11 protein-coding genes are annotated in these 11,487 nt (G+C 52.1%); 10 read left to right on the plus strand and 1 reads right to left on the minus strand.

Annotated features, from left to right (window positions below; translation table 11 throughout):
* The first annotated feature begins 235 nt into the window (after positions 1–235).
* From F3H12_RS12120 to F3H12_RS12165, 10 genes are all read left to right on the plus strand, one after another.
* On the plus strand, positions 236–1,003 hold the full coding sequence (locus F3H12_RS12120) for an enoyl-ACP reductase FabI (protein WP_149679582.1): 768 nt from the start codon (positions 236–238) through the stop codon (positions 1,001–1,003).
* Positions 1,004–1,155: 152 nt separating this feature from the next.
* Positions 1,156–2,106, plus strand: a complete 951-nt coding sequence (locus tag F3H12_RS12125) for an ABC transporter ATP-binding protein (protein WP_149679583.1) — start codon at positions 1,156–1,158, stop codon at positions 2,104–2,106.
* Positions 2,107–2,109: 3 nt separating this feature from the next.
* Complete coding sequence (locus tag F3H12_RS12130; RefSeq protein WP_149679584.1) at positions 2,110–2,817, plus strand: ABC transporter permease; 708 nt, start codon at positions 2,110–2,112, stop codon at positions 2,815–2,817.
* 4 nt (positions 2,818–2,821) lie between these two features.
* Positions 2,822–4,249, plus strand: a complete 1,428-nt coding sequence (locus F3H12_RS12135) for a GldG family protein (protein WP_149679585.1) — start codon at positions 2,822–2,824, stop codon at positions 4,247–4,249.
* Positions 4,246–5,715 (plus strand): DUF4340 domain-containing protein, encoded by a 1,470-nt coding sequence (locus F3H12_RS12140; RefSeq protein ID WP_149679586.1) that lies wholly within the window; start codon positions 4,246–4,248, stop codon positions 5,713–5,715. The genes F3H12_RS12135 and F3H12_RS12140 overlap by 4 nt, the downstream gene beginning before the upstream one ends.
* Before the next feature lie 345 nt (positions 5,716–6,060).
* Complete coding sequence (nuoE, locus tag F3H12_RS12145) at positions 6,061–6,558, plus strand: NADH-quinone oxidoreductase subunit NuoE (protein ID WP_149679587.1); 498 nt, start codon at positions 6,061–6,063, stop codon at positions 6,556–6,558.
* 44 nt (positions 6,559–6,602) lie between these two features.
* Complete coding sequence (locus tag F3H12_RS12150; protein ID WP_149679588.1) at positions 6,603–7,166, plus strand: ATP-binding protein; 564 nt, start codon at positions 6,603–6,605, stop codon at positions 7,164–7,166.
* On the plus strand, positions 7,153–7,521 hold the full coding sequence (locus tag F3H12_RS12155) for a (2Fe-2S) ferredoxin domain-containing protein (RefSeq protein ID WP_149679589.1): 369 nt from the start codon (positions 7,153–7,155) through the stop codon (positions 7,519–7,521). Before F3H12_RS12150 ends, F3H12_RS12155 begins: the two co-directional genes overlap by 14 nt.
* Before the next feature lie 26 nt (positions 7,522–7,547).
* Positions 7,548–9,338, plus strand: coding sequence for an NADH-quinone oxidoreductase subunit NuoF (nuoF, locus tag F3H12_RS12160; RefSeq protein ID WP_149679590.1), 1,791 nt, complete (start codon positions 7,548–7,550; stop codon positions 9,336–9,338).
* 19 nt (positions 9,339–9,357) lie between these two features.
* Positions 9,358–11,106, plus strand: coding sequence for an NADH-dependent [FeFe] hydrogenase, group A6 (locus tag F3H12_RS12165; protein ID WP_149679591.1), 1,749 nt, complete (start codon positions 9,358–9,360; stop codon positions 11,104–11,106).
* Between the two features lie 105 nt (positions 11,107–11,211).
* Here F3H12_RS12165 and F3H12_RS13550 read toward each other — a convergent pair.
* Positions 11,212–11,487 (minus strand): transposase (locus F3H12_RS13550; RefSeq protein WP_149679592.1); only part of this gene is annotated, 276 nt, incomplete at its 5' end.

An 11,487-nucleotide genomic window follows, 5' to 3' on the forward strand; every position in this document is an offset into this window, starting at 1 on the left:
TTAAGCAATTGAAAGCAATAGCGGCTAGTATGAGCATTATTTAGTAATCTCCAAAGAAGGTGTCTAGCAAAATCCTACAACAAGTTGACACCGTCGGATCGTTGCCGGATAATAGGAAATGGGGGTATACTATGGTAAAATTAGTCTGTATAATTTTTCTGATGGGCAAGCGTTGTCATGCCGGGAGTCCAATCCCGGTAAACATCAAGAATATTGAACGAAAGGAGATAAATACATGGGTGATCTCTTGGCAGGAAGAAACATTCTGATCATGGGAGTCAGAAACAAATGGAGCATTGCCTGGGGAATTGCACAGGCGGCCTATAAGGAAGGGGCCAATATCATTTACACCTATCTGGGCGAGAGGGAGAAGGCGGAACTGGAAAAACTGACTGAGGGTATGGGAACGCTTCACGCTTTTCCTTGCGACGTAACGTCCGATGAGGACATCGAAAAACTGTTTGACTGGGTGAAATCCGAGTTCGGGGTGCTTCACGGACTGGTTCATGCCATAGCCTTTGCAAGAAGCGAGGATCTGCAGGACTCCTTCCTCAATACAAGCCGTGAAGGATTCAAAATCGCCCTGGATATCAGCGCCTATTCCCTGGTGGCTGTCTGCCGTCATGCGGCACCGCTCATGACCGAGGGAGGCAGCATCATCACCCTCACTTACCGGGGTTCCGTGAAGGTCACGCCCGGCTACAACGTGATGGGCGTTGCCAAAGCTGCCCTGGAGGCAAGTGTGCGCTATGCGGCCTATGAGCTCGGCGGAAAGAATATCCGCGTCAACTCGCTCTCGGCGGGTCCCATCAAGACCCTTTCGGCAAAAGGCGTCAAGAATTTCAGCGATATTCTCAAAGTCGTGGAAGAGCGTGCGCCCCTGAAGCGCAATGTGACGCTCGAGGATTTGGGGAAAACGGCTGTCTATCTGTTGAGCGACCTGTCATCGGGCGTGACCGGCGAGGTCATCTATGTGGATTCGGGGTACAACAACATGGGGTAATAATTTAACAAATTGTTCACAATTTGTTCATCATTATGTTTCATAATTAAAGTAATATACTTGTATATCTGACAACTGAAATTGCGGGTATTTGCTGGCTGGACGGCATTACCCGCAATTTTTTAAAAAATATCCCGGAAAGGAGGGGCAGCATGATCGAGATTCAAAACCTGACCAAGGACTATGGGAAGATTCGGGCGCTTGATGATGTGAGCTTTACGGTGGAAAAGGGAGAGATCGTCGGTTTCCTTGGCCCGAATGGTGCCGGTAAATCCACAACCATGAACATTATCACCGGTTTCATCTCATCTACATCCGGAACTGTCCGGGTTGCGGGATACGATGTGCTGGAAAATCCCGTGGAGGTGAAAAAGCACATCGGATACCTTCCGGAGCAGCCTCCTTTGTATCCGGACATGACGGTCAGCGAGTTCCTGGATTTCTGCGCCGAACTCAAGAAGGTGCCGCGCAGGGAGTGGAAAAGCCAGAAAAAGGACATCATGGAACTGGTCAAGGTCACCCATGTGAGCCACAGGCTTATCAGGAATCTTTCCAAGGGATACAGGCAGAGGGTTGGGCTGGCCCAGGCCCTTGTGGGCTCGCCCGAGGTGCTGATTCTCGATGAGCCCACCGTCGGTCTTGATCCCAAGCAGATCATCGAGATACGCAAGCTGATCAAGGCGTTGGGGAAAAAGCACACCATCATCCTGAGCACGCATATTCTGCCCGAAGTCAGCGCTGTCTGCGACCGTGTCATCATCATCAACAAGGGCAGGATCGCTGCCGTTGATACCCCGGAGAATCTGTCCAGAAAGCTCAGCGATTTCTCAAGGTTTACCATTACGGTGGCCGGGCCTGAAAAGCGGGTCAGGGAGATCCTGCAGGGGGTGGACGGCGTCAAGGAGGTTTCGGTGGGCGGTAAACCCGCAGAGGATGAGACCAGCTTTATTGTGGAAGCCGACAAGGACAGGGATGTGAGAAGGCCCATCTTCAACCAGCTGGCTGCAGCCGGGTATCCCATCCTGGAGCTTAAGTCCATGAACCTGACCCTTGAGGAGATATTCCTGCAGCTCACCACAACAGAAGCAAAGGAGGCCGTTTGACCCATGCTGGCAATTCTCAGAAGAGATTTCAGGTCCTATTTCAACTCTCCCATCGCCTATGTGCTTATCGGCCTGTTCATCTGTATCATGTCCCTGTTCTTCGTGGACAGCCTCAATGCGGGTGTGGCCAATTTTTCAAGCAACTTCATCAGCAGCATGAGCTTTATGCTGTTGTTCATCGTGCCCATTCTGACCATGCGCAGCTTTTCCGAGGACAAAAAATCAGGCACGGAGGTGCTGCTCCTGACGTCGCCGGTCCGCCTGTCCCAGGTGGTGCTGGGCAAGTACCTGGCCGCAACAGCCGTGTTTTTGGTCTTAACGGCCGTATCCCTGGTTTTTCCGCTGGTCCTCCTGATATACGGGAAGCCTGACGGGGCTACCCTGTTCAGCGCTTATCTTGGGTTCATCCTCCTGGGAATGGTCTTTATCTCAGTGGGGGTATTCGCATCGTCCCTGACCGAGAACCAGATTGTCGCCGCCATCATCACCTTTGTATCCCTCTTTACCCTCACTTCCTTCAGCTACATCGGAAGCTATGTGGGTGGCTTAGTCGGCAAGGTGCTGAACTGGCTCGCGTTTATGGAAAAATACTACGAGTTCTCCGCCGGCATTATCGACATCACGTCCATCATCTTCATGCTGAGCTTTGCGGTGGTGTTTGTGTTTCTGACTGTCAGGATCCTGGAACGCAAAAGATGGAGTCAGGGGTGATGCTATGAAAATGGACTTTTTCAGAAAAAGAAGCTTCAAGTACGGATCCTACTCGGTGGTTATGACCGTTGTTGTTATTGCTGTAATCGTGATGGTCAATGTTATCCTGGGATTCTCAGGGATTTCAAAGCGGCTGAGGTTTGACATCACGCGGAACAAGATGTTTTCCATCAGCCAGCAGAGCATCGATATGGTCAAAAGCCTGGACAGGGATGTGGAAATCTTTATCCTCTCGTCCGAGAGCAGCTATTCCAACATTATGGTGAAAGAGGTTGTGAACCAGTACGTGGTCCATGGCAACGGGAGAGTCATCGGTCCCCGCTATGTAGACCTGGACAAGGATCCCACCTTCATCAGCAAGAACTTTGATCCGGACCAGGTGAAGGGTATCAACACCGGGGATATCGTCGTACGGTCCGGTAAGAACATGAGGGTGCTGAACAACCAGGATTTCATGGAAGTATCCTATGACTATTACGGAGGCGCCCAGGTGACCGGTCTCAAGGTTGAGCAGGCCTTCACCAGCGCCATCAGGAGCGTAACGGCGGAAAAAACCGCTACCGTTTATTTTGTCAGCGGCCACGGGGAATACAAAAGCGACGAACTTTCGCAGCTTAAGACCACCCTTACGCTGAATAACTACAATGTTGAGACACTGACCCTCACCTCGCCGGTACCCGGGGAAGTGGATGTGCTTTTCTTCCCGTCCCCCACCAGCGATCTTTTGGGAAGCGAACTGGAGAACCTCCTGGCTTTCCTGGAGAGGGGCGGCGATGCGGTCTTCCTGTTTGACGTGCAGAGCACCATCCAGCAGCTGCCGAACTTCAATGATGCCTTCAGCCGTTACAGCCTGCAGCTCAATTATGACCTGGTCAATGAGTTCAGCCAGGCCAATTACCTCAAGGAAAACTGGATGATCAGGCCCATGGTCTACATGACCGATGTGACAAAGCATCTGAACCCGGATCAGCTGTTCATTTACCTGCCCATGAGCAGGAGCATCGGCTTGCTGAGCGAGAACAAGCAGAACCTGGAAATCTCGCCCCTGTTCGGAACCACGGACAATTCCACCAGCGTAGATCTGAACACTGGTGCGCAGAGGTTTGGTCCGTTCCTTCTGGGTGCCCTGTCCGAACTGGAAATCGGTTTGAACAACCATAGCCGGATCGCCCTTGTGGGCAACTGCACCTTTATCACCGATGATTACATATCCGAACTGGGCGATAACGGAAGCCGCTATATCGTATCCATCCTCAACTGGATGCAGGAACGGACCGACGAGGTCCTGGTTCCGGCAAAATCCCTGGAACGGCCGCCTCTTAACATGACCCAGCAGAGCAGGGTGCTGGTATTTTTCCTGCTGACGGCGGTTATTCCGCTGGTTATCATCGGCACCGGCCTGTTTGTCTGGATCAGGAGGAAGAATCTATGAGAAAATGGCGCAATGTCATCGTTCTGGGAATCGTCCTGGTTGCCTTGGTGGCAGCCTATTTCCTGCTGAAGGGGCAGGAAAATGCGGTTGATCCCCAGGCTTCCGCCACTTCCACCCCCACTGCCGGAGAGAATCCTGATGCTGTAAAAATGCTCGATCTGGAGCGGGACAATATCGTGAAGATTGTCCTGAAATATGCGGATCGGGAAGTCGTGCTCAACCTGGAGGAAAGAGAGGTTGAGACCGAGGTTGAACAGGAGGACGGCAAGGTTGTGCCTTCCACGTACATCGAGAAGGTTTGGGTCACCGATGCCTTCCAGGTGGACCAGACGACGGTCAACAACATCCTTTACGGGGGCGTCAATGCCGTCACCAGGCGGCTGATAGATACAGAGCCTTCGGATCTTTCCGCCTATGGCCTGGATAAGCCGGTAACGGTCACCTTTACCGATAAGGCGGGTAACTCCCGGACCATTGAGGTGGGCACCAGCACCCCTTCAGGCGACGACTACTATGTCAGGAAGGGCGATGGGAAAGAGGTCTATACGCTGGTACGGTATCTTGCCGAATACCTGGCCCCGGGTCCCCATGACCTGATCAGCAGGCAGCTTTATCATCGGCAGGACCTGACCGAAGAAGATATGACCGAACTGACCTTCCACCGGGATGGTGAGCTGGTCTTCTCAGCCTATCTGAAAAAGGCCCCGGTGGACTGGCAGATTACCCGGCCCCTGGAGATCAGCGCCAACCTCCAGAACCTGGACCGTTTTCTGCGCGGATTGTCGGGGCTGAAGGCTTCCAGGGTGGTGGACGACCGGACGGATAATCTGGCGGCTTACGGCCTGGACAACCCACGCTATGTGCTTGAATATACGCTGGACGGCCAGTCCTATGTGCTTAGGCTGGGGAATAAGGTCGGATCGGCCTATTATGCCATGATGGAAGGCAGAAACCTGGTTTATGCCGTCAACGCCGACAGCCTCAACTATCTTGATACCCCCCTGAGGGATGTGGTACTGTTCATGATCTATGTGCCTTCCATCTTTGACACGTCCAGGCTCGTCATAGAAATTGACGGCAGGAGGGATGTGCTGGAGATGGATATCAGCCAGGAACTGGCAGAAGACGATGTCTATATCTTCAACGGTAAAGCCATAAAGGACAAGGAAGCCCGTACCCTGTTCAGGCGGTACTATCAGGGGGCCATCGCCATCTCGGGCGACAGGCTGGACCTGGAGGCCAAACCCGAGGGGAAAGCCGAAGTCAGACTGACCTATACCTCCAAGGCCGGAGAGGTTACCGTCGTAGAGCTGATCCCCACCCCCGACGGCTATGGCTACTATGCCATGAAGAATGGCAGGTATACCGGCCTGGTGCTGGGCAAAAGGGAACTGGACAAGGAAGACAAGGGCATAAGGAAGTCCTATGAGAACTTTGTCAGCTATTTGAATGAGCTGGAGGAATGAAAAGGCTCCAACGCAGGGGGGGTACATCCGTTTACGAAAGCAGGGAAGCGCCCGAACTATCATGCCGGGCGTTTTCCAGCTTTTGCAAGCCGTAATCGCACCTAATCGATAGGATTCTGCAGTTTGCATAGAAACAGGAACAAAGTATTGGATATTCTTTGCAAATTATTCTGTATTATCAACAAATTAATAACTATATTATGAAATTAATTTGTTAAAAATGCTGTATTGTATACATTATATACTTTCCTGTTGATATCCTTATTGATGAACTGTTATAATGAAATCAAAGATCGTTAATATGTTCACAATATGGAGGAGCATAATCATCAGGAGGTATTAAAAATGGGCGTTTGCTGTTGCAAGGACTCGAAGGAACAGAAACTAGACGAGGTCATCGCGAAGTATAAGGGAACCCGCGGCGCCTTGATTCCTGTTCTTCATGAGGCACAGGAGATTTACGGCTATCTGCCGATGAGCGTGCAGAAGAAGATCGCTGAAGGTCTGGGCATCTCTCTGGCAGAGGTCTATGGCGTTGTGACTTTCTACACCCAGTTCTATCTGGAGCCGAAAGGCAAGTACAGAATCAACGTATGCCTGGGTACGGCATGCTATGTAAAGGGTGCCGGCCTCATCCTTGACAAGCTCTCCGAAATACTGCAGATCAAGAGCGGACAGTGCACCAAGGACGGACTCTTTTCGCTGGAGGCTTGCCGTTGTGTGGGTGCCTGTGGTCTTGCTCCGGTTATCATGATCAATGAGGATGTATATGGCAGGCTGACAGCCGACGATATTCCGGCCATTATCCAGTCCTACAGGGAAAAAGAAAAAGAGGCGGTTTAAGCGTTTCCGGCAGCATGGTGCGCCATGACCGCCAATGATGGACCATGAAAGATTTATCGTTGCACATTCTGGATATAGCCCAGAACTCTGTTCGGGCAGATGCTGACCATATTACCGTCAGCATCACGGTCGAAGGCCGGCCCGGTATCCTGAAGATTGTGGTTTCCGACAACGGCAAAGGAATGGAGCCGGAATTTCTTCAGAAAGTGACCGATCCGTTCACCACCAGCAGAGAAACCCGCCATGTCGGGCTCGGAATACCCCTGTTGAAGCAATCAGCCGAACTGGCCGGCGGGACTTTCAGCATCAGGTCGGTTGTCAACGAGGGAACAGAAGTATGCGCCACCTTCCCGGTGGACCACGTGGATCGCATTCCCGTCGGCAATGTTGCAGAAACCCTGGTGATGCTGGTGGAATCCCATCCTGAAATAACCTGGGAATTCATATTTGCCAGTGAGCGGGACCGGTTCGAGTTCAGCCTGGCCGAAGTCAAAAAAGCACTTGAAGATGTATCTGTGACAAACAGATATGTTAAGGAATGGATACAAAATACATTGAATGAAGGATTTATGTCAGTGTTCGGAGGTGTTTTGGATGAAGTCAATTAAGGAGCTGGAAGCCATTCGCGAAAGAGCTCTTAAAGAAATGTCCATACGTAACAATGAGAATAAAACGAGGATTGTTGTCGGAATGGCTACCTGCGGTATCGCAGCCGGTGCCAGACAGGTGATGAATGCATTCGTTGAGGAACTGAACAAGCGGAACATCCATACCGTCAATGTGGCCATGACAGGATGCATTGGCGTTTGCCGTTATGAACCCATTGCCGAGGTCATCGAGCCCAACGGCGAAAAGACGACCTATGTGAAGCTGGATGCCGAGAAGGCAAGAAGAATTGTCGCGGAACACATCGTGAACGGAAAACCGGTTATGGAATTCACAATCGGTGCCGCTGAAAAGTAAAACTAAGGATCAGGGAGGTTCGATTTATGATATACAGATCGCACGTACTGATTTGCGCCGGTACCGGTTGTACCGCCTCAAAATCAATAGAAATAGCAGAATCTTTGCAAAAGCTGCTTGTTGAGCATGGACTTGACAAAGAAGTGAAGATCGTCAAGACAGGATGCTTTGGTCTTTGTGAAAAAGGTCCCATCATGGTGATTTATCCCGAAGGGGCTACATACTGCAAGGTATCCGTCGAGGATGTTCCTGAGATCGTTGAGGAGCACCTGGTAAAGGGACGTATCGTCAAGCGCCTGCTGCTCGGTGATAAGGAAGCCGAGGATGTGGCCAAGTCCCTGGAGAATGTGGGCTTCTTCAACAGGCAGATGAGGGTTGCCCTCAGAAACTGCGGTGTCATCAATCCCGAGAACATTGAGGAATACATTGCCAGGGACGGATATAAGGCATTGGCCAAAGTCCTTACCGAGATGACACCTCAAGAGGTTATAGAGACCATCAAGAAGTCCGGGCTCCGCGGACGCGGCGGCGCAGGATTCCCCACAGGCCTGAAATGGCAGTTCGCCGCCCAGTCTCAGGCTGACCAGAAGTATGTCTGCTGTAACGCCGACGAAGGTGACCCCGGTGCGTTCATGGACAGGTCTGTCCTGGAAGGCGACCCCCACTCCGTGCTGGAAGCCATGACCATAGCCGGATATGCCATTGGTGCCAACCAGGGTTACATCTATGTCCGCGCCGAGTATCCCATTGCGGTTCAAAGGCTCAGGATTGCCATAGACCAGGCCCGTGAATATGGTCTTTTGGGCAAGAACATCTTCGGTACCGATTTCTCCTTTGATATCGATCTCCGCCTTGGCGCCGGCGCCTTCGTCTGCGGTGAGGAAACCGCTCTCATGACCTCCATCGAAGGCAAGAGAGGCGAGCCGAGGACAAGACCGCCTTTCCCCGCTGTGAAAGGTCTGTTTGAGAAGCCGACCCTCCTCAACAACGTTGAGACCTACGCCAATATCCCGGTCATCATCAACAACGGGCCCGAATGGTTTGCTTCCATCGGAACCGAGAAGAGCAAGGGTACCAAGGTATTTGCCGTGGGCGGAAAGATCAACAACACCGGTCTTGTTGAAATCCCCATGGGTACAACCCTCCGCGAGGTCATCTATGACATCGGCGGCGGTATCCCCAACGGCAAGAAGTTCAAGGCTGCCCAGACCGGCGGTCCTTCCGGCGGCTGTATCCCGGCAAGCCATATCGATACGCCCATTGATTATGACTCCCTTACCGAACTGGGTTCCATGATGGGGTCCGGCGGTCTCATCATCATGGACGAGGACAACTGCATGGTGGATATCGCCAAGTTCTTCCTGGAATTCACCGTGGACGAGTCCTGCGGCAAGTGTCCGCCGTGCCGTATCGGAACCAAGAGAATGCTTGAGATCCTGGAAAAGATCACCCAGGGCAAGGGCGAGGAATCCGATATCGAAAAGCTTGAGACGCTGGCCAACAGCATTAAGAAATCAGCCCTGTGCGGACTGGGCCAGACCGCGCCCAATCCTATTCTCAGCACCCTCCGTTACTTCCGCGATGAGTATATTGCCCACGTAAAGGACAAGAAGTGCCCGGCAGGCGTATGTAAGGCTCTCGTTCAGTATGTGATCCTTGCCGATAAGTGCCGCGGCTGTACGCTCTGCGCCAAGAAATGTCCTGTGGGTGCCATCGGCGGCGAGGTGAAGAAGCCTCATACCATCGACGCATCCAAGTGTATCAAGTGCGGCGTTTGCATGGAAAGCTGCAAGTTTGCCGCCATCGTTACCCAATAAGGAAAGGAGAGTGCCGTAAATGTCAGAGTTCGTAACTTTAACGATAGATGGTATTGAAGTCAAAGCCCCGGCTGGTTCCACCGTCCTGGAGGCGGCGAAACTTGCAGGTATCCATATTCCGACCCTTTGCTTCCTTAAAGGGATCAATGAGATCGGCGCATGCCGCATGTGTGTCGTCGATGTTGGGGCCAGGAGCCTGCAGGCAGCCTGTATGTATCCTGTTTCCGAAGGGCTGAAAGTGGTTACCAACAGCCCGGAAATCAGGGAATCCAGAAAAGTCACCCTGGAACTGATTCTTTCCAACCATGAAAAGAAATGCCTTTCCTGTGTCAGGAGCGGCAACTGTGAACTCCAGAAGCTGGCCCGCGACCTGAATATCCAGGAAATCCGCTTTGAAGGTGAAGAGCCCGACTACCCTGTGGACGACCTGTCGCCTTCCATCGTCAGGGATAACAACAAATGCGTTCTTTGCCGTCGCTGTGTGTCCGTTTGCCGGGATGTCCAGACCGTTTCAGTCATTGATGCCGTAGATAGAGGCTACAGGACCACCGTGGCATCCCCGTTCAATATGTCCCTCAAGGACACGCCCTGCGTCAACTGCGGACAGTGTATCACCGTCTGCCCGGTGGGTGCCCTTCGCGAGAAGAGCTCCGTTGAAAGGGTTTGGGAAGCGCTGGCCAATAAGGATCTGTACGTGATTGCCCAGACCGCGCCCGCTGTCAGGGCTGCACTGGGCGAGGAATTCGGTCTTCCCATCGGAACACCGGTTACCGGAAAGATGGTAAGTGCCCTGAAGAAGCTGAAGTTTGACAAGGTCTTTGATACCGATACAGCTGCCGACCTGACCATCATGGAAGAGGGTACCGAGCTGGTGAACCGGATCAAGAACGGTGGCAAGCTGCCGCTTATCACCTCCTGCAGCCCGGGTTGGATCAAGTTCTGCGAGCATAACTTCCCGGATCTGCTGGACAATCTGTCCACATGCAAGTCACCCCAGAATATGTTCGGCGCCATGCTGAAGTCCTATTATGCCGAAAAGATGGGTATCGATCCTTCCAAGATCTTTGTGGTATCAGTGATGCCCTGTACAGCCAAGAAGTTCGAGGCAAGGCGTCCCGAACTGGCAGCTACCGGTTATCCTGATGTGGATGAGGTTATCACGACCCGCGAATTGGCAGAGATGATCAGGGAAGCCGGCATCGACTTCCTCAACCTGAAGAACGAGTCCTTCGACGATCCCATGGGCGAAGCCTCCGGTGCGGGCGTCATCTTCGGCGCTACCGGCGGCGTTATGGAAGCTGCTTTGAGAAGCGTTCCCTATCTTCTGACCGGCAAGGATCCCGATCAGATTGACATAAAGGCCGTACGCGGAGAAGACGGCATCAAGACTGCCGAAGTAGAAGTTGCGGGCATCAGGATCAAGGCGGCTGTGGCCCATGGCCTTGGCAATGCCAGGAAGCTCCTTGAGAAGGTACGCAGCGGTGAAGAAACCTATCACTTCATCGAGATCATGGCTTGCCCCGGCGGCTGCGTCACAGGCGGCGGTCAGCCCATCCAGCCCGCTTCCGTCAGGAACGAGATCGATCTCCGCACCGAAAGGGCAAAGGCCATCTACCAGGAGGATGCGGCCAGCACGATCAGGCTCTCACATCACAATCCTGCGGTACAGAAATTCTATGAAGAGTACCTGGGCGAGCCGGGCGGACACAAGGCTCATCATCTCCTGCACACCCATTACACCGCCCGTGAGAATTACCCGGAGAATTGATAAAGGGTTCTACGTCAATTGTTGGGGTGGAACTAGTAAAATGAAGTAGCTTATGCTTTGTTGGCAGATGATCAATTTTGGTCATCTGCCTTTTTCTTGGCAGCTCTATGCCATAACATGCAATATCCTGTTTCTGAACCTTGTGAAATTTCTTATCCCATAGGCATTTCGTTTGATCACTTTAATCTTGTTGTTGATGCCTTCTGTGAAACCATTGGTATATGGAACATCAAACGAGTTCAAAATTTCTTTCTGCCAGTTTGTAAAAGCTTTGAAGCAGTCATTAAACTCTGGAAGATTGTATCCATAGAATAACATGTTCCATCTGGCCAGGCGCTGTTTTGCCTCATAACTGTTTTGGGAATCCATCACCTTGTAGAA

The organism is Thermoclostridium caenicola (genome assembly GCF_900142095.1).
GTDB classification, from domain to species: domain Bacteria; phylum Bacillota; class Clostridia; order DSM-8532; family DSM-8532; genus Thermoclostridium_A; species Thermoclostridium_A caenicola.

What these genes read in the sequence shown, in the direction of transcription:
- F3H12_RS12120 (WP_149679582.1), top strand. Translation starts at nt 236, where the DNA reads ATGGGTGATCTCTTGGCAGGAAGAAACATTCTGATCATGGGAGTCAGA.
- F3H12_RS12125 (WP_149679583.1), top strand. Translation starts at nt 1,156, where the DNA reads ATGATCGAGATTCAAAACCTGACCAAGGACTATGGGAAGATTCGGGCG.
- F3H12_RS12130 (WP_149679584.1), top strand. Translation starts at nt 2,110, where the DNA reads ATGCTGGCAATTCTCAGAAGAGATTTCAGGTCCTATTTCAACTCTCCC.
- F3H12_RS12135 (WP_149679585.1), top strand. Translation starts at nt 2,822, where the DNA reads ATGAAAATGGACTTTTTCAGAAAAAGAAGCTTCAAGTACGGATCCTAC.
- F3H12_RS12140 (WP_149679586.1), top strand. Translation starts at nt 4,246, where the DNA reads ATGAGAAAATGGCGCAATGTCATCGTTCTGGGAATCGTCCTGGTTGCC.
- nuoE (WP_149679587.1), top strand. Translation starts at nt 6,061, where the DNA reads ATGGGCGTTTGCTGTTGCAAGGACTCGAAGGAACAGAAACTAGACGAG.
- F3H12_RS12150 (WP_149679588.1), top strand. Translation starts at nt 6,603, where the DNA reads ATGAAAGATTTATCGTTGCACATTCTGGATATAGCCCAGAACTCTGTT.
- F3H12_RS12155 (WP_149679589.1), top strand. Translation starts at nt 7,153, where the DNA reads ATGAAGTCAATTAAGGAGCTGGAAGCCATTCGCGAAAGAGCTCTTAAA.
- nuoF (WP_149679590.1), top strand. Translation starts at nt 7,548, where the DNA reads ATGATATACAGATCGCACGTACTGATTTGCGCCGGTACCGGTTGTACC.
- F3H12_RS12165 (WP_149679591.1), top strand. Translation starts at nt 9,358, where the DNA reads ATGTCAGAGTTCGTAACTTTAACGATAGATGGTATTGAAGTCAAAGCC.